This is a genomic window from Magnetospirillum molischianum DSM 120 (genome assembly GCF_000294655.1).
Classification (GTDB): Bacteria; Pseudomonadota; Alphaproteobacteria; order Rhodospirillales; family Magnetospirillaceae; genus Phaeospirillum; species Phaeospirillum molischianum.
Genome location: NZ_CAHP01000034.1, coordinates 46,373 through 62,862, shown reverse-complemented (window position 1 = coordinate 62,862; position 16,490 = coordinate 46,373). Strand labels below are relative to the sequence as shown.

17 protein-coding genes are annotated in these 16,490 nt (G+C 62.2%); 9 read left to right on the top strand and 8 right to left on the bottom strand.

What is annotated here, in order from left to right; translation table 11 throughout:
* Nucleotides 1-12: 12 nt before the first annotated feature.
* Genes PHAMO_RS13930 through PHAMO_RS13915 form a run of 4 tightly spaced genes read right to left on the bottom strand, consistent with a single transcriptional unit; the run spans nt 13 to nt 3,434 of the window.
* On the bottom strand, nt 13-1,998 hold the full coding sequence (locus PHAMO_RS13930) for a heme lyase CcmF/NrfE family subunit (RefSeq protein WP_002730220.1): 1,986 nt from the start codon (nt 1,996-1,998) through the stop codon (nt 13-15).
* A gap of 59 nt (nt 1,999-2,057) precedes the next feature.
* A complete protein-coding gene (gene ccmE, locus PHAMO_RS13925; protein WP_002730218.1) occupies nt 2,058-2,498 on the bottom strand; it encodes a cytochrome c maturation protein CcmE in 441 nt (146 codons plus the stop codon).
* Nucleotides 2,495-2,692, bottom strand: a complete 198-nt coding sequence (gene ccmD / locus PHAMO_RS13920) for a heme exporter protein CcmD (RefSeq protein ID WP_040567301.1) — start codon at nt 2,690-2,692, stop codon at nt 2,495-2,497. The genes ccmE and ccmD overlap by 4 nt, the downstream gene beginning before the upstream one ends.
* A gap of 7 nt (nt 2,693-2,699) precedes the next feature.
* Entirely contained in the window at nt 2,700-3,434 is a 735-nt protein-coding gene (locus PHAMO_RS13915) for a heme ABC transporter permease (protein ID WP_002730216.1), read from the bottom strand.
* Nucleotides 3,435-3,633: 199 nt separating this feature from the next.
* Here PHAMO_RS13915 and PHAMO_RS13910 point away from each other — a divergent pair, with 199 nt between their 5' ends.
* Both PHAMO_RS13910 and PHAMO_RS13905 read left to right on the top strand, forming a co-directional pair.
* Nucleotides 3,634-5,163 (top strand): GAF domain-containing protein, encoded by a 1,530-nt coding sequence (locus tag PHAMO_RS13910; protein ID WP_002730214.1) that lies wholly within the window; start codon nt 3,634-3,636, stop codon nt 5,161-5,163.
* A gap of 147 nt (nt 5,164-5,310) precedes the next feature.
* On the top strand, nt 5,311-5,880 hold the full coding sequence (locus tag PHAMO_RS13905; protein WP_155801818.1) for a hypothetical protein: 570 nt from the start codon (nt 5,311-5,313) through the stop codon (nt 5,878-5,880).
* Here PHAMO_RS13905 and PHAMO_RS13900 read toward each other — a convergent pair.
* The 3 genes from PHAMO_RS13900 to PHAMO_RS13890 are packed head-to-tail and all read right to left on the bottom strand — an operon-like array spanning nt 5,834 to nt 9,560.
* Complete coding sequence (locus PHAMO_RS13900) at nt 5,834-7,024, bottom strand: ABC transporter substrate-binding protein (RefSeq protein ID WP_040567298.1); 1,191 nt, start codon at nt 7,022-7,024, stop codon at nt 5,834-5,836. The two genes, PHAMO_RS13905 and PHAMO_RS13900, sit on opposite strands and share 47 nt — an antisense overlap.
* Before the next feature lie 5 nt (nt 7,025-7,029).
* The gene (locus PHAMO_RS13895; RefSeq protein WP_002730209.1) at nt 7,030-7,896 is read right to left on the bottom strand and encodes a prohibitin family protein; all 867 of its coding nucleotides are present in this window, start codon (nt 7,894-7,896) and stop codon (nt 7,030-7,032) included.
* Nucleotides 7,893-9,560, bottom strand: coding sequence for a cyclic peptide export ABC transporter (locus PHAMO_RS13890; RefSeq protein ID WP_162136965.1), 1,668 nt, complete (start codon nt 9,558-9,560; stop codon nt 7,893-7,895). Before PHAMO_RS13890 ends, PHAMO_RS13895 begins: the two co-directional genes overlap by 4 nt.
* Nucleotides 9,561-9,806: 246 nt before the next feature.
* On the opposite strand from PHAMO_RS13890, the gene PHAMO_RS13885 reads away from it, so the two are divergent.
* Complete coding sequence (locus tag PHAMO_RS13885) at nt 9,807-10,346, top strand: YcjF family protein (protein WP_002730205.1); 540 nt, start codon at nt 9,807-9,809, stop codon at nt 10,344-10,346.
* 136 nt (nt 10,347-10,482) lie between these two features.
* On the opposite strand, the gene PHAMO_RS13880 is transcribed toward PHAMO_RS13885, so the two are convergent.
* A complete protein-coding gene (locus PHAMO_RS13880; protein ID WP_002730203.1) occupies nt 10,483-10,827 on the bottom strand; it encodes a hypothetical protein in 345 nt (114 codons plus the stop codon).
* A gap of 616 nt (nt 10,828-11,443) precedes the next feature.
* On the opposite strand from PHAMO_RS13880, the gene PHAMO_RS13875 reads away from it, so the two are divergent.
* From PHAMO_RS13875 to PHAMO_RS18640, 6 genes are read left to right on the top strand one after another with little or no spacing between them, the layout of a single operon-like run.
* Nucleotides 11,444-12,178, top strand: a complete 735-nt coding sequence (locus tag PHAMO_RS13875; RefSeq protein WP_002730201.1) for a nucleotide-binding protein — start codon at nt 11,444-11,446, stop codon at nt 12,176-12,178.
* Entirely contained in the window at nt 12,175-12,648 is a 474-nt protein-coding gene (locus tag PHAMO_RS13870) for a hypothetical protein (RefSeq protein WP_002730200.1), read from the top strand. The genes PHAMO_RS13875 and PHAMO_RS13870 overlap by 4 nt, the downstream gene beginning before the upstream one ends.
* 10 nt (nt 12,649-12,658) lie before the next feature.
* The gene (locus tag PHAMO_RS13865; protein ID WP_002730198.1) at nt 12,659-12,958 is read left to right on the top strand and encodes a TrbC/VirB2 family protein; all 300 of its coding nucleotides are present in this window, start codon (nt 12,659-12,661) and stop codon (nt 12,956-12,958) included.
* A gap of 4 nt (nt 12,959-12,962) precedes the next feature.
* Nucleotides 12,963-13,286, top strand: coding sequence for a hypothetical protein (locus PHAMO_RS13860; RefSeq protein WP_002730197.1), 324 nt, complete (start codon nt 12,963-12,965; stop codon nt 13,284-13,286).
* A complete protein-coding gene (locus tag PHAMO_RS13855; protein ID WP_051002442.1) occupies nt 13,283-15,622 on the top strand; it encodes a VirB4 family type IV secretion system protein in 2,340 nt (779 codons plus the stop codon). The genes PHAMO_RS13860 and PHAMO_RS13855 overlap by 4 nt, the downstream gene beginning before the upstream one ends.
* On the top strand, nt 15,604-16,383 hold the full coding sequence (locus PHAMO_RS18640) for a hypothetical protein (RefSeq protein ID WP_051002441.1): 780 nt from the start codon (nt 15,604-15,606) through the stop codon (nt 16,381-16,383). The genes PHAMO_RS13855 and PHAMO_RS18640 overlap by 19 nt, the downstream gene beginning before the upstream one ends.
* Nucleotides 16,384-16,490 lie beyond the last annotated feature (107 nt).

The window sequence follows — 16,490 nt, the reverse complement described above, 5'->3', positions numbered from 1 at the left end:
GGCCCCCTTTCGTTACGCGGCGGACGAACGGCTGGCCCGCGCCGGAGCCCCGATCCGGTGACGCCGGTCGGCGAGGCTGATCAGTCCCCCCAGCATCAGCAGCAGGCCACCGGCCCACAACCACGGAATGCAGGGATTGAAGTAAAGCCGAGTGACATAGCCGGCCTCACCGCCTTCCTTGCCGTCGGGATCGCCGATGACAACGTACAGATCGCCGGTGATGCCAGAGCGGATCGCCGCCGTGGTGATCGGACGGGGCGGATTGCGATAGGCCCGCTTCTCCGGGTACATCTCGGCGATCACCGTGCCGTTGCGGGCGATCTCGAACGTTCCGCGCCGGGCGATATAATTCGGGCCGGGAACCTGCTCGATCCCTTTCAGGGTGACCTGATAACCGGCGATGGAGATAGTTTCCCCGATCTTTTGGGTCTGAACCTTTTCAGTGGTCCAGGCCGACGAGGCGGTCAGACCGACGATAAACACCGCCAAACCGAAATGGGCGACCATCATGCCCCAGGTCGAACGCGGCAGGGCAAAAGCGCGGAACGGTGCCTGAACCGGGGCTTGGAACAGGCGAATACGATCGGCGAGATCAGCCAACGTCCCCAGCCCCAGCCACGCGGCCAACCCCAGCCCGGCGGCGCTCCACCACGGACCGGCCGAGCCACCTTGCAATTGCCACGTCGCCGCCGCGACCAGCACCGAGATCACCGCGACGATCTTCAGCCGCCCCAGAACCCCGCCCAGATCGCCCCGCTTCCACGACATCATCGGAGCCAGCGCCATCACCAGCACCATCGGCACCATCAGCGGCAGGAACACCGAATTGAAGAAGGGCGGACCGACCGAGATCTTGCCCAGATCGAAGGCATCGGAGATCAGCGGATAGAGGGTTCCCAGAAGCACTGTCGCCGCGCCGGTTGACATCAGCACGTTGTTGAACAGCAGCGATCCCTCGCGTGAGAGCGGAGAGAACAGTCCTCCCAGCTTCATCGAGGGAGCGCGAGCCGCGTACAGCGCCAAAGAACCGCCGACAGCCACCACCAGCAGCAGCAGGATGAAGACGCCACGGGCGGGATCGGTGGCAAAGGCGTGAACCGAGGTCAACACGCCGGAACGGACCAGAAAAGTCCCCAGCAGCGAGAAGCCGAAGGTGATGATCGCCAGCAGAATGGTCCAGCTTTTCAGCGCGTCGCGCTTCTCGACCACGATCGCCGAGTGAAGCAGGGCCGTTCCAACCAGCCAGGGCATGAACGAGGCATTCTCGACTGGATCCCAATACCACCAGCCGCCCCAGCCCAAGGTGTAATAGGCCCACCACGACCCCAGCACGATACCGCCGGTCAGCAGCACCCAGGCGGCCAGGGTCCACGGCCGTACCCAGCGGGCCCAGGCGGCATCGACCCGACCTTCAAGCAAGGCGGCGATGGCGAAAGAAAAGGCCATCGAGAACCCGACATAGCCGAGATAAAGCATCGGCGGGTGCAGAGCCAAACCAGGATCCTGCAACATCGGATTGAGACCGTTGCCATCGAACGGCGGCGGATCGACCCGCACGAACGGATTCGAGGTCAGCAGCAGGAACAGCAGGAAACCAATCGAGATCATCGCCTGGACCGCCAGCGCGCGGGCTTTCAGCCCCGGCGGCAGATTGCGACCGAACATGGTGACCGCCATCCCGAACAAAGCCAGGATGGTGACCCAGAGCAGCAGCGATCCTTCATGGTTGCCCCACACCCCCGCGATTTTGTAGAGCAGCGGCTTTTCGGTGTGGCTGTTGCTGGCGACATTCATCAGCGAGAAATCGCTGGTGATATAGCCGTGAGTCAGCGCCGCGAACGAAATGGCGATGAACAGGAATTGCAGGATTGTGGCCGGTCCGGCCACGGCCATCCAGGCCATCTTTCCGCGCCGGGCACCGGCCAGCGGCACCGACGCCTGGACGATGGCGACGGCCAGAGCCAGCACCAGGGCGAAATGGCCGGTTTCGGCTATCATCGGGCGTTAGTCCTTTCGTCGGAGACGTCGCATCGGGAGCGGCTTTGGAAACCCGCCGCTCAGTTCGCCTTCGGTTCCTTCCACTGCCCTGACTTTTTCAGGGCATCGGCGACGTCCTTCGGCATGTATTTCTCGTCGTGTTTGGCGAGAACCTCGGCGGCCAGGAATGTTCCGTCCGTTCCCATCTTCCCCTCGACTACCACGCCCTGCCCCTCGCGGAACAGATCGGGCAGAATCCCGGCATAGGTCACCGGCAAGCCATGGGTCAGATCGGTAACGACGAAAGTCACGCTTTTGCCGTCACGAATGACGCTGTGATCCTGGACCAAGCCGCCGATCCGCATCCGCCGCCCCTCGGGCTGCGGCTTTCCAACCAGATCGCTCGGCGTATAGAAATAAACCAGGGAATCGGAAATCGCGGTAAGAATCAAAGCAGAGGCGGCACCCAGCGCCACCAGACCGAGCAAAACAAAATAAAGGCGGCGCTGCTTGCGGGTCATGATCCGGCTCCCGCTGGACTGCCACGACGCTCCCGCCGCGGCCCCTGGAGTCGCTCCAACTCGGCTTCGCGGCAGCGCACCTGACGCACCGAGACCACCAGAACGCCAATCAGAACCACCACCGAAATGCCATAGGCCGGCCAGACATAACCGGCATAGCCCCCCATGGCGAAGAGAGCGTGCAAGGACTCCATATGTCGGTCACTCCCCTCGGGATGAAGCGTGAACCTGAGCAAGGCGCAGGACGCGGATTTTCTGGGCCGCGATCTCGGCGCGGCCACGCAGCAGCAGGACGGTCACCCAATAGGCCTTGAAACCGAACGCCATCAGCAGCAACGGCAGCAGCATGCTGGGATCGATCGCGGGACCGCCCATCTTCACCACGCTGGCGGGCTGGTGCAGGGTGTTCCACCAATCGACCGAGAATTTGATGACGGGGATGTTAACCGCGCCGACCAGAGCAAGGATCGCCCCGGCCTTCGAACCGCGCTCGGGGTCATCGAAGGCGTCGATCAGGGCCATATAGCCCAGATACAGGAACAGCAGAATCAGCATGCTGGTCAACCGGGCATCCCACACCCACCACGTCCCCCACATCGGCTTGCCCCACAGCGAGCCGGTGATGAGACAGAGCAGAGTGAAGGCTGCGCCGACCGGAGCGGTGGCGCGGGCCAGCAGATCGGCCAGTGGATGCTTCCAGATCAGCGCCATCGCACTGAGCACCGCCATCGCGACATAACAGACCATGCCCATCCAGGCCGATGGCACATGGACGTACATGATCCTCATGCTGTCGCCTTGCTGATAATCGGCGGGCGATCCGACCAGGGCGAACCATAGGCCGGAACCGAGAAGCAGAACGGCGAGTCCCGACGAATACGGCAGGATAGCCTTGGCCAGACGCAAGAAGCGGGCGGGATTGGCGTAGCGGTGCATGAGCCTACTTCTAGCGGGGTTTGCCAGCTATTTCCAGAGGAGACGGAGGGGTTGAGCCAAACGATATGCCCCCTCATGGCCGATTACCCGCGACGGCAGCGGGCGGGCTCTCCTTTTCGGTTCTTGTCGGTAAGAGCTTCATGCTATTGGAATAGAACGAAGAGGCATACTCCTCCCGGTAGCATCCCAGGAGAGTGACATGGCCAGTGATGAACTGAACCTGGACCAAGCCCTACGGTCGTGCGAAAGCGAGCTTTTGCACCTCTCCGGTCAAATTCAACCTTGCGGTATCCTGCTGGCGGTGCGCGACGCCGACGACATCGTTACCCATGTCAGCCGGAATGCCGCCCCTCTGCTGGATGTTCCGCCCGAATCGATCCTGGGACAACCAGTTCCCGCCGCGTTGATCTGGTCCCCCTTGTCCGAAATTCGAGCCGCCGCTGTTCCGGGTGGCCTTCCCATCCTCTTTACCAATGCAGCAACCATTGAGGGCAAACAGTGGGATCTGGTCGTGTCGCGGACAGGCGAGGGATGCCTGTTCGAATTCGAACCGAGCGGCCCGCCGCCGCCCTGCGTCACACCGTGGATGCATGAGACGCTGCGCCTAATCCGCACTCCCACCGGCCCCGGCCAGCCCGACACCAATTTCCGCCGTCTGGCCGAAATCGTCAGCCATCTGACCGGCTTCGGCCGGGTTCTGCTTTATCGCTTCGACGACGATTGGAGCGGCGAGGTGGTCGCCGAAGTGCTGGATCTGCCACTCGACAGCTATCTCGGGCTGCGCTTTCCCGCCAGCGATATTCCCGCCAATGCCCGTGCGCTTTACGCCCGGACCCGCCAGCGGTTCATCTCCGATACCGAGACGGCTCCCATCGACGTAATCGGTCTCGACCCTACCGCGCCACCGCTCGATCAGGGATCGGGAATGCTGCGCAGTGTTTCGCCGCTGCATCTCCAATACCTCCGCAACATGAAAATACGGTCGTCTTTTTCCGCCCCGGTCATCGTCAAAGGAAAATTGTGGGGCATGATCGCCTGCCACCATCCCGCCCCGATCTCGCTGCCGCCAGCAGTGCGCGATCAGGTGGTGCGGGTCGCACGCGACTTCGCCATCGGTTATCTCGCCTTTGTCGCGGGCGAGCATTTGCGCTTTGTCGATGGCATCGACCGCGCCATCGTTGCCCTGCTCGGCCCCCTTGGCCCGGCGGCCCCCGGAAACACGATTGAACGGCTGCGAGCCAGAACGCCCGATTTCCTGAGATTGGTAGCGGCGGACTCTGCGGCGATAATGGTGGGCGACAGAATCGAGCTGATCGGTGACAGCCCCACCGCCGCCGACATAACCGAAATCGACCGATGGTTTCTGACGGCCCATCCCCGCGGCTTCGTTTCGACCGCCTGCCTGTCGTCGCTGTTCCCCCCCGCCGCCGCCATGCAGGCCCGCGCCAGTGGGATGATCGCCCTTCGAGTCCCATTGCGGCAGGGACTGAACGCCGATCTGCGCGTCTTCTGGTTCCGCCGCGAACTGCCCCGCCTCGTCCGCTGGGCCGGAAACCCGGTCAAGACCGCTGCCAACGATGGAGCCGGGCCGCTGACCCCCCGCCATTCGTTCGACGTGTGGACCGAGACAGCCCTGGGCCGTTCCAAATCCTGGAGTCTGGCCGACCTGCTGGCGGCCAAGACCTTTCGCGCCACGGTGTTCCGACAAAAGGGGATGCCCTGGGCCTAATATCGCTTTGCCCCATTGGCCGGTTGGTATGATTCGTCGCGCTGATCCAACCATTTGTTTTAAATCGCGGGGATGACGGCTTTCTCCGACCGGCTGTTCGAGAGTATGCTGACAATAGACATCTCTCCTCCGTGGACCGGTCTTTTCATGAAACTCGCTTCGGCACGACCCGCAGCCACCTCGCTGGCGCGTGCTCTGGTCGCCACTCCAATCGGGATCGTCCTGGCCGCGTTCCTGTGCCTGTCGGCTTCGGGCTGCATTAACACGTTTTCCCATCAAGACTCCGATGAGGACGGGCTTGAGGTCGTGTTCGACATCACCAGCGTCTCGGAATTCATCCGCCAGACCGAAGCCGGACAAAACGTCTCTCAGTTCTCGCTGGGCTGGTTCATTGATACGCTGCTGATCGACATCGCGGCACGCGACGAAGAACTGTTCCGTTATTTCCACCGGGACGGCTTGCTGATGTCGAGCTATCTGCAAACCACCTTCCAAAGCCATCCCGAGCAGGAAATAGCGACGATCGACCGGATGGCGCAGCAGGGAAACACGACGCTACGGCTGGCGGCGCGTCACGCCCTCGGCGCGCTGCTGCACATCCCCAACACTAAAGATTCTCCAGACGTCCAGGAGAACGACCGCCATCTGCTGCTTGAGGAACTGATCGCTCTCAGGGAGATGCAGGAGCAGGCGCAAGACGAGAACTCGTCACGCTGACCTCGCCGGGAACAAGCCTTACAATCCTGTCCCGCACTTCGCCCTGGCGGTCGAAGCGATACTCCCCGACAGCTCCAGCCCATGCGGGACTTTGGCGGAGCGCGAAGATGAGATCGAGCGGCTCGGCCGATCCGGTCGTGCGAACCGCTTCAGCCAGAAGACGAAGCGTGTCATAGCCCTGGGCGGCGGCTGCGTCAGGGTCTTTGCCGAAGCGGGCGCGGAATTTATCGACAAAGGCCCGGTTCTCGCTCGTCATCGCGGCAACGTCATAGATTTGGGGAAAAATCGCCCGCCTCCATGCCGCCGTCCCCATCTGCGCCCAAAGCGCGTCCGACGGTTCGGCGATAACCAGGATCGGCGCGATCAGTCCGGCACCGTCAGCCTTGCGCAAGAAATCGACAAGGTCGGGCGATGGCCCGGCGATCACGATTAAATCGGCCTCAATCTCTCGCAAGCGATAGGCCGACGCACGAAAATCAGCCCGGCCGGTCAGATAGGGCCACTGAAAGACTCGGTTTCCTCCCATTCCACTTTGGGCGATCAGGAACTGAGTGGCCAGTTCCTTCCCTGGACCGTCTTCGTCCCAGATCAAGGCAAAGCGGAGAGACTCCCCCGGTCGCCCGGCGGCAACAGCAAGGGCACGCGCGAACGAAGAGAGCGAGGGCGCGGTGCGGATGGCATAGCGGCTGCTGGCTTCGCCCGGATCGGGATTACCCACGGCAGGGAGGAGATAGAGCAGGCGGCTTTTCTCGAAGATCGGCGCGGCCCGAAGGGCAAGGCGGATGTCGTCATAGCCGATCACCGCGGACATCGCCGGCGTATCGGCAAAGTCGAGAGCAATCCGCCGCGCCTCGGCCCACACGCCTTGATCGTCGCGCAAAACCAGACGAACCGGAATCCCACCCGCCAGACCGCCCTGATTGATCTCGTCCTGAGCCAGTCGCAGACCCTCGGCCATACCGTCGCGTCGGATCGAAAACGGCCAGCTCACCCCGACCAAAATCTCCGCAGGCGGACGAGCGAGCACCACCGCCCGCCGCGCCCCCATCCCTTCGAGCGAGCGCCATTGCGGAGCCAGAGTCAGGATAGCGACAAGAGCCAAAGCCGCCGTCGTTGCCAGCCCCCATCGGAACCGCACCGCCATCAAGCTCAATCCTTCCCGAGGATGATCGGCAGGCCACTGTTCCCCGCGCCGATGACGATGGTCTTGCTGTTAGGCGACTTGGCCAATTCCTGAGTCGCACGGATGCCATACCAATGCAGCAGCGACGGGTCGAGACTCTGAGCCAGAGTGTTATTGAAGACCTTCAGACCATTCGACTCGATCCGCAGCCGCTCGGCCTCCTTCTGGGCAATCGCCAGACGATAGACGTATTCGCCCTCGACCTGCTGATAGGCCATCTTGGCCTCGATCGCCTCGGAGATCCGGGGCGGCAGAGTGATGCTTTCGATCGGCACGTCATCCAGCGCGATGAAGCGGGCTTCCAACCGCTGCCGCGATTGCTCGCTGACCCGCTCCTGGATCGCCCGCTGCGAGGTGTAGATCTCCTCGGGCTTGAATTGGCCGAACACCGTTCTAACCACCGAACGGATTTCTGGTCGCACCACGACATCGACGTAATCCGGCCCGATCCGTTGATGCAGCAGCGGAAGCGTGTCGGCGGAAAGAAAATAGCGGACAGAATATTGAACCCGGACGTTCAGCCCATCGACGGTCAAGGTGTCGATCGTGTCTTCGAACTGCTGCTTCCGGGCGTTGTAGACGTACATCCGGTTCACCGGCAGGATCAGATGCAATCCTTCCCGGTAAACGGTATCGATGACAGTGCCCGCGCCCAGACGTCGCCACAGCACCCCCAACTCGCCGGGCCGAATCGTGATAACGATCAGATCGAACATCGCGACGAACAAGAAGGCGGATAGAAAAAGCAGCAGCACCACATAGGGCGCGTTCCGCCGCAGATAACGGTCAACGTCCAGGATTCGGGCGGCGAGCCAGCGAAGAAGCGTCTTCATGGTCCAGGCTCCCGGAACGTGGCGATGTCGGCGAGATCGTCTCTCAGTCTGCCGTAATCCATCCTCAAAACACGGTCGGCGATGTGGAAGTAACGGTCGTCGTGGGACACCACCACCACCGTCTTGCCTGATTTCTTCAAATCGGGCAGCAAGGTCTCGTAGAAATAATGACGGAAGTGCGGGTCCTGATCGGCCGCCACTTCGTCAAAAATGTAGATCTCCTTGTCTTCCAGGTAAGACACCACCAGGGCCAGCCGTTTACGCTGGCCGGTGGACAGGTGGGTGTTGGTGAACCGCCCATCGGCGAACGCCGTTTTGTGCGAGATGTCCATCAGCCGCAGCATCGCATTGACCCGTTCGGGTGCCGCCGCGTGCAGCCCATACAGTTTGTCGAATAGATGAAAATCCGAGAAAATAGCCGAAAACAAAGCGCGATATGATTGAATATTGGCTGGGCCGATTTCGATTCCATCGACACGGATCGCACCTTGCGTTGGCGGGTACAAGGCCGTGAACAGCTTGAGAAAGGTCGTCTTGCCGCTACCGTTGCCGCCGACCAGGAACAGGATCTCACCGCGCCGAACCTCGCCATCGATCGGTCCAACCGTAAAGGTGACCTTGCCGTCTGGATCGACATACGTGAAGCCAACCCCATCAAATCGGATCGTGGTGAACGGACTGAGATCGACCGGAGGAACGGGGATGCGCTCGTTCGACTTCGCCAGAACGTCGTCCAGAGACGCCTCTAGCCGCTGGAGATTTTCCACCGTCACATTCACCTGCGACAACAGCGGAACCATCATCACCACGTTGCCGAGCGGCCCGAAGAAGAACAGGACCGCCGAGACGATCTTAGTTACCGAACTCCCGAATGAGTCCGACAGGATCGGAAGCACAAAGACAATCGCTCCCAGCAACAAAACAAAAAACATCTCGACGAAGACGTAATTGTCCGAGAACAGGATCATGACATCGGTGCGGACATCGCGAACACGCCGGGCGTTCTCGCTGAAATCCGTGAATACGTCGTCGCTTTTCAGGACGTTCAGCCGTATCTCCTTGAACCCTCTCAGCAGCCCGTTCAACGTATTGAAAAGTTCGTCCTCCTGCCGCGATGCGCTTTCCAGCCCCTCCTCGTAGCCCTTGCGATCCTTCAGATAGATGCTGGCCCCGCCGCCGATCAGGGCAAGGCACAGCAGAACCGCCACTGGTGAAACGGTCGCGATATAGATCATCGTGAACAGGATCATCACCGCCGATTGCGCGGCGGCGAACAGAGGCCGCGCCGCCTGGGCAATCGCGGCGGTGTCGCGGCTGATCCGGGAATGAATGTCGGCCTCGCCGATTTGCTCCAACGCCAACAGATCGCATCGGCGGATCTTGTCGGCCAGCCGGATTCGCACGCTGCAAATAGCGGATTCGGCGATCCGGGTCGAAGCGTACAAAACGTAACGTAGGGAATAGACAAATAAAGCGAGCGACAGGCCAAACCACACAAAATATTGCCAGGGCGGCCCGCCATGCGACAGCGTTTCTACCCCCGCATTGATCACAGCCAAATTAAGCGCATTGGCAATGCCAGACGTCGCGGTCAGGATAATCAAACGCTTGTTCAGGGCATGGGTTTCTCCTTGCAAAAAGCTGAAGATACCCGTCTTCGCCATCCCGCTCATCGGCCCCCTCTCGCAACCCGCCGCACCTTTTGGGTGCGTATTTGCGACCCTATTTTTATGATAGCGGATGCGGCGACATTAACAATTTTTAGGCTTAAATGTCTAACAATGAAGTCTGAATAGAGGAAACGGCCACGCCAATATCGTCACTCACGATGACGGGACGACGATTTGACGATAAAATGAAGTCGTTCCTCGCCTGAACCGTTCGCGAGGCATCTTCCCAGGAGCTGCGCCATGTCGGAAAAAGTCAGCGAATCCTCAGCCCCGTCAGACGTTGCGAACGAGGGAGAAGACGAACATAGCGCTCGCAAGCAACGGGTTGAACACATCGCCCGCAATCACATCCTCGCCTCGCTCGGCGTTGGTCTCGTCCCGATCCCTATCGCCGACATCGTGGGGGTTCTGGCGGTCAATCTCGACCTGATCAAATCGCTGTCCAAGGAATACGGCGTCCCATTCGAACAGGATCGCGGCAAGGCGATTCTAACTTCGCTGCTGGGCGGATTGTTTCCCGTCGCGGTCGGGGGAACCGTCATCAGCCTGTTGAAGTTCATCCCCATCGTCGGCCAGACCACCGGAGCGGTGGCACTGCCGATTCTGGCCGGAGCGGCAACGTATGCCGTCAACAAGGTGTTCGTGCGCCATTACGAGGCCGGAGGAAGCATCTTCGACCTCGATACCACCAGGGTAAAAGACTACTTCTCGAAGCAATTCCGCCTCGGCAAGAAAGTCGCGGCCGATCTGAAGGATAAGGAACCATCCGCCGCCGCCTGAACCGAATCCGATGAAAACCGCCGCACACAAAACTGCCGACGATAGTGGCAATCGTCGGCAGGGGGGCGGAACTCGATACCATCAACGCGTCAACGACTTAGCGACCGCTGGACATGACCGCGATGGATCGAGAAATCTAGTATCCTCGGTAATAATAGCGGGGCGGTGGCGGCGCGTAATACACGACGGGCGGAGGAGGTGGGGCGTAATACACCGGCGGTGGAGCGGCATAATAGCCGACCGGCGGGGGTGGGGCGTAATACACCGGCGGAGGTGGCGCATAATAAACCGGCGGTGGCGCGGCATACACGGGCCCAGACGGAGCGGACATGATCGCCGCCGTGGTACCGACAGCAGCGGCCCCCAGCAACAGGCCCAGGGCAAGATCGCGGCCGTGTCTGTCGCCAGCCTGAGCCGAATCAACCGGCATAGCGACCGTCATCGCGGCGGCAAGGGCGCAAACTACGAACTTCACCTTCATGACCGGCCTTCCCAGAATCTAGAGGCAGTCTCAGCATTAACGAATGAGTATAGGACTCAATCGTTACCAATTCCGCTGTTTTATAGAAAGCGCTGAAAAAGCGGACAAATTATGGCGAAGAACAACGACGCAAAGGTCGCGTTTCGCAATGCTCGCAATGATAGTGAAATCAACGCACTCGGAAGATTGGCGTCCCCAAAAGTACGCGGTTTCTAGGACACCCGCCGAGTCGTGACCGAAACGATCACGATGCGGGGATATTGTGCGAGCCAATCGCTGGGGTCAAGCTAAACGCGAAGTCATAGCGCTTAAGCCTTTGATAGTTGAGAGGCTTGAAAGCGGTGTGACGACCCGGCAAGTCTGGCTTGAGCTGAAAGCCGAAGGAAAAGTCTCCGTAGCTCTCAGCAAGTTCTACGCTCAGGTTAAAAGGTTACTGACTCCTGAGCCTGCGGGCCGCTCTGGTCGCGCACCGATCCTTCCCCGATCTACATCGCTGATCGCTCCGGTTCAACCGGCAGGGACGGACATCACCCGAGCTGATGATCCGCACTTCGCCAAGTTCGACCACAACAATCGTCCAGACCTGGACGAGAACTGGTGACGGGAGCGCGCACCCATGCAAGTTGATTTCATCCTTCAGGGCAAGGGAGGTGTCGGCAAGTCGCTGATCGCCTCGCTGCTGGCTCAGTATTACTCGGTCCACGGGCTGGCCCCGATCTGCGTCGATACCGACCCGGTCAACGCCACCTTTTCCGGCTACAAGGCGTTCAAGGCCGAAGCGCTGTCGATCATGGACGGCGACGACATCAACCCCCGTGCCTTCGACCAGTTGGTCGAGCGGATCATGGCGGAGGGTGACGGCGATGAGTCCGCGCCGGTAATGGTGGTCGATAACGGGGCCAGCACCTTCGTACCGCTTTGCTCCTACCTGCTGCAAAACGAGGTGGTCCCTCTGCTGGCCGAGGCCGGGCACGGGGTCCGCTTCCACACCGTGATCACTGGTGGTCAGGCGCTGCCCGACACCACCGAGGGCTTCATCAGCCTGTGCCGCAACATCCCCGATGTGCCGGTGGTGGTGTGGATCAACGAGTATTTCGGCCGCCCGGTTCGTAACGGCAAAACTTTCGAAGAGAGCAACGCCTACAAAACCCACCAGGGCCGGGTCCATGCCCTGGTGACGATCCCGGCGGTCAAGCCGGAGACGTTCGGCCGCGACATGGAGCAGATGCTGAAGCGGCATCTCACCTTCGCCGAGATCGACGCCAGCCCCGACACCACGATCATGGAGCGCCAGCGCCTCAAGATGATGTGGCGCAAGCTCGATGCCCAGATGGATCGGGCCCGGCTATGAGCGACGCCCCGATCTTCGATCCCGAGACGGGCGAGGTGCTGGAGGCGGGGGACACCCCGCCGCCGGTTGCGGCGATGAGTCTCGACAACGCGCGGGCGATGCTGGTGCGCGAGCACGGTGTCGCGATCGGCAGCGACGATCCGCTGTTGATGCTGGTGACGCTGCATCAGGGGTTCCTTCGCGATTACGAGACGGTGTTGCGCCGTCACGATGCCGCTATCGCCGCGATCCTCACCACCACCGGCTCGACCTGCGCCGATGCGGTCGAGACCGTGCTCACCAGCCTCAAGGACAAGACGGTCAAAGCCTCGCTCGATCAGGCCTTCGCCCTGGTCGAGCGGCAGGCTTTGGCGATGGACGACCTGCGCCGCGCCTTGCGAAGCCATCGCCGCGTCTTGGTCGTGCTGACCGCCCTCAGTCTGGCCGGGTGCGCCCTGGCTCTGACGATCCTGTTTTCCATCGTTCGATAGGACCCTTGCCATGACCAAACTGATTGCCCGTTCGCTGTTCGCGGTTGCGCTCCTCGCCGCCGCGCCCGCTTTTGCCGCCGATGCCGACTGGATCAAGCCGGCAGAGGAAGGGGTCAAGTCGCTGATCACCAGTCTCGTCACCATCGGCGGGGCTCTGATCGGCCTCTCGCTGGTCGGTTACGGCCTGTGGGCGGCGATGACCCAGCGGCTCGATTGGTCGCGGATCTGGATCTTCTTCGTCGCCGGGCTGCTGGTGACGGTCGGTCCCACCGCGATCCTGTGGTTCATCGATCTGATGAAGCAGAGCTAAGGCGATGAAGGCCCGCTCGGTGGTGTTCACTCACGTCCAATGGCCGTTTACCGTGTTCGGCCTGCCGCCTCGGCTGATGGTCCTGGCGATCAGCCCGGCGGCTTTGGTCTATGGACTGACGATCCTGCTGGGCGGCGTCGCTCTGTCGATGATCGCGTTTGCCGTGGTGCTGGCGGTCGGGCTGGCTTTCGCCTACCGACTGGCCCGGCGTGACCGCCATGTCGATTCGGTCGCCCTGGCCTCTGCGGGCTTCTGGGGAGTCTCCCCGCGTCGATGGCTGCTGGCCGGGGCGTCCCCCGCCGCGCGTTCCTGGGGGACGTCGGTATGAGCCTGTGGCCGCTCGCGATCGGCGTGGGAAGCGCCGCCGTGGCCGTCGGAGCCCTTGCGGTTCCGGCGGCCCGGCGGATCGCTTTCGGCTCGGTCGGGTTCAACTGGCTCGGCCACGAGCTTGAGCTCGACCGGATCGAGCCGGATCACTTCACCGTCCGGCTCAAATCCGGCAGCGTGCTGCGCGCCTTTCGCCTTGACGGGATCGCCTACGACACAAGGCCCGAAATCGAGCAGGCGGCACTGCATCAGGGACGCGCCGATTTTCTCCAGGCCTGCGCGGCGCGGGACGTCACGGTGCGCCTGTATGGGGTCAAGCGCCGCCAGGACTCGATCTATCCCGCGACCTGGCCGTCGCAGGCGTTGAGCGAGATCGGCGCGGCCGAAGAAGCGCTGTACCGCTCGGCCTTTGCGTTCTCCTGGTATCTGACTCTGCAAAGCCCGGCTCCGCACCAGATGGAGGAAGCCGACGACAAACTGCACGCTTTGCTTGCGGCCTATCGGCCTCGCCGTCTGTCCCGACCGACCGACCCGGAGGCCGATTGCCCGCTGACCGGGTTCCTCAACGGTCTGATCTGCGGTGATTACCGCGCCGATCTGCGGGCGGTTTCGGTCAACATCTCGGCCAATCTGCCCGCCGCCGATCTGGTCTTCACCCCTGACGGCACGATCTCGGCCCATCTGCCGACTCCGCTGCTCCACCGAATCATCGCGGTGCGGGAATGGCCCGACATGGTCTCGGGCCATCTGCTCCACGAACTGATGGCGGTGCCGGGCGAGATCGAGCTGTCCCAGATCGCCTTGCCGACTGGCCGCGACAAAACCCTGCTGCTGTTGAAGCGCGGGGCCAACAGCGCCTTCGGTTCGGCCCAGGCCGCCGGAGAATGCGCCGCCGCGATCGAGTTGCTGGCCCAGGGCCGCACCGCCCTGGTTGTGACCCAACTGGCAATCGTGCTGCGCGCCACCGATGAGGCAGAGCTGAACGACCTCACCGCTCAGGTCGCCCGCATCCTGGCCGATCGCCGCGTTGTCGCCTCGGTCGAGACCAAGGGAGCGGCGGTGGCGTGGTTCAACCGGCTGCCTGACCGTGACCACCTGCTGCGGCCGCTGAAGCTATTCGTCGAGAACGTCGCGGCCCTGTGGCCGTTCGAGAACGCGCCGACCGGCTTGGCCGAATCCCAATACGGCAAGGGTCCGGTGCGCTCCTTCATGACCGGCAGCGGACAGGCCTATCGCTTTCAGTTCCAATGCTCGGTCGCACCCAAGGCGCTGGGCCATTTCGTCGTCTTCGCGCCCTCGAACTCGGGCAAATCGACCTTGGTGATGCATCTGCTCGGCGGACTGGCGAAGTTCGATGGCGTCCGCTCGACCATCTTCGACAGTAAAGAGGGTGCCCGCTTCATGGTCGAGGCGATGGGCGGTCTCTATCAGCCATTCGACTGCCTGGAGCTAAACCCGCTCGATTGCGACGACACCCCGATCAACCGCCAGCGCCTCGCTCTGCTGATCCGGCTGATGTTGGGCGAAATGAGCGAGACCGCCGGGATCGAAGAGATCCTCGCCCATGTCACCGAAACCGCTTTCCAATTGCCGGTCGAAGCGCGGAGCTTCGACCAGATCTTCCCGCTGACCTTCCCCGCCCATAGCGAGGCGCGCAAGAGCTTCGCCCGCTGGGTGGTCGATGCCAAGGGCCGCGCCGGGCTGTACGCCAATACCTTCAACGCGCCGCGCGACAGCCTGTCCGGCTTCCTCGACCGCGCCTTCCTCACCGGCATCAACATGAACGAAGCGCTGGAAGACCCGGCGCTGGGTGCACCCGTCGTCGCCCATATCAGCACGGCAATCGAGCGGATGGCGCGCGAGGGTAAGGTCAAGGGCTTCACCGTCTTCATCGACGAAGCCGCCAACCTGCTGCGCAACCCCGCCTTCCGCGATCTGGCCGCAGTGATGTACCGCGAATACCGCAAGTTCGGCGGATCGGTCGGCATGGCGTTCCAGGACCCCGGCGCGCTGCACAAATCCGGCATCGCCGATGCGGTGATCGAGAACACCGCGACCTTCTTCTTCTATCCCAACCCCCAAGGCAACCGCTCGGCCTACGAGCCGTTCAACCTCAACGACGAGCAAAAGAGCTTCATCTTCGGAGCGCCTGAGGGTCGCAAGGTGCTGCTGGTCAAACGCGATGCCGCCACCGGCTTCGAGGAATCCACCGTGCTCGATATCGACCTCGCCCCGTTCGGCCGGGCGCTGCGGTTCTATCGCTCCGGCCCCGACGCGGTGCGCGAGCTCAAGGCACTCCAGGACAGATGGGGAGAGCAATGGCGCGCGCATCTGTAAAGGCGGCCCTGCTGGTTTCCGCCGCCCTGGTCCTGGCCGCTCCGGCGGCGCAGGGCGCGATGGCGGTGTTCGACGGCTCGATGGTCGGCAAGGCGATCGAACAGATCAAGGCGATGCAGGAGCAGATCAAGAATCAGCTCGCCCAACTGTCCGAGTTGAAGCAGCAGGTCGGCTTTCTCAACGAGATTTCCGGCCTGATGGACGAGGTGTCGAACGCAATCGGCTCGATCACCCACATCACCCTGCCGATCCCCAACCTCGACAAGATCAAGGGCCAGATCAAAAGCGATGCCCGCTGCCTGATGCCCGACGGCGCGGGCTGGGGAATCAAGTTCACCGACCTCAATTTCGGCTCGATCTGCGACACCTCGACCAAATATCTCGACGCGCTGTTCCTCGACGACAAGCAGATGAAGGACAAACCCTTCACCGAGCAGGCCGCCGCCCGCAACCGGATCGATACCCGCCGCACCGCGCTGCTGGCCGATACCAGCACCCGCGCCCTGGCCCAGGCCGACGTCCAGATGAAACAGGCCGAAGAGCTGAACGCCACCGCCGACAGCCTGCAATCCGCGTTGGGCAACGCCTCGACCGTCCAGGACCGCCTCCACGTCCTGGCCCAGACCGAGATCGCCCAAACCCGAGCCCTCGCGGCGCAAACCCAGATCCTCGCCCAGATGCTGAAGCTCCACTCCGCCGCCGCGATCAAGGCCGGGATCGCTCCCGACAGCGTCAAGGACGTGACGGAGGCCAAGGAATGAACGGTGCGGTGAGCAGAAGGTATGCGGGGCTGTCGGGCGTTGGTTCCGACAGAGGATACGCGGGGCTGTTGCCCCGGCCCCACCCGGAGGCGTGCGCCTCCGGACCT

What these genes read in the sequence shown, in the direction of transcription:
- PHAMO_RS13930 (WP_002730220.1), bottom strand. Translation starts at nt 1,998, where the DNA reads ATGATAGCCGAAACCGGCCATTTCGCCCTGGTGCTGGCTCTGGCCGTC.
- ccmE (WP_002730218.1), bottom strand. Translation starts at nt 2,498, where the DNA reads ATGACCCGCAAGCAGCGCCGCCTTTATTTTGTTTTGCTCGGTCTGGTG.
- ccmD (WP_040567301.1), bottom strand. Translation starts at nt 2,692, where the DNA reads ATGGAGTCCTTGCACGCTCTCTTCGCCATGGGGGGCTATGCCGGTTAT.
- PHAMO_RS13915 (WP_002730216.1), bottom strand. Translation starts at nt 3,434, where the DNA reads ATGCACCGCTACGCCAATCCCGCCCGCTTCTTGCGTCTGGCCAAGGCT.
- PHAMO_RS13910 (WP_002730214.1), top strand. Translation starts at nt 3,634, where the DNA reads ATGGCCAGTGATGAACTGAACCTGGACCAAGCCCTACGGTCGTGCGAA.
- PHAMO_RS13905 (WP_155801818.1), top strand. Translation starts at nt 5,311, where the DNA reads ATGAAACTCGCTTCGGCACGACCCGCAGCCACCTCGCTGGCGCGTGCT.
- PHAMO_RS13900 (WP_040567298.1), bottom strand. Translation starts at nt 7,024, where the DNA reads ATGGCGGTGCGGTTCCGATGGGGGCTGGCAACGACGGCGGCTTTGGCT.
- PHAMO_RS13895 (WP_002730209.1), bottom strand. Translation starts at nt 7,896, where the DNA reads ATGAAGACGCTTCTTCGCTGGCTCGCCGCCCGAATCCTGGACGTTGAC.
- PHAMO_RS13890 (WP_162136965.1), bottom strand. Translation starts at nt 9,560, where the DNA reads ATGGCGAAGACGGGTATCTTCAGCTTTTTGCAAGGAGAAACCCATGCC.
- PHAMO_RS13885 (WP_002730205.1), top strand. Translation starts at nt 9,807, where the DNA reads ATGTCGGAAAAAGTCAGCGAATCCTCAGCCCCGTCAGACGTTGCGAAC.
- PHAMO_RS13880 (WP_002730203.1), bottom strand. Translation starts at nt 10,827, where the DNA reads ATGAAGGTGAAGTTCGTAGTTTGCGCCCTTGCCGCCGCGATGACGGTC.
- PHAMO_RS13875 (WP_002730201.1), top strand. Translation starts at nt 11,444, where the DNA reads ATGCAAGTTGATTTCATCCTTCAGGGCAAGGGAGGTGTCGGCAAGTCG.
- PHAMO_RS13870 (WP_002730200.1), top strand. Translation starts at nt 12,175, where the DNA reads ATGAGCGACGCCCCGATCTTCGATCCCGAGACGGGCGAGGTGCTGGAG.
- PHAMO_RS13865 (WP_002730198.1), top strand. Translation starts at nt 12,659, where the DNA reads ATGACCAAACTGATTGCCCGTTCGCTGTTCGCGGTTGCGCTCCTCGCC.
- PHAMO_RS13860 (WP_002730197.1), top strand. Translation starts at nt 12,963, where the DNA reads ATGAAGGCCCGCTCGGTGGTGTTCACTCACGTCCAATGGCCGTTTACC.
- PHAMO_RS13855 (WP_051002442.1), top strand. Translation starts at nt 13,283, where the DNA reads ATGAGCCTGTGGCCGCTCGCGATCGGCGTGGGAAGCGCCGCCGTGGCC.
- PHAMO_RS18640 (WP_051002441.1), top strand. Translation starts at nt 15,604, where the DNA reads ATGGCGCGCGCATCTGTAAAGGCGGCCCTGCTGGTTTCCGCCGCCCTG.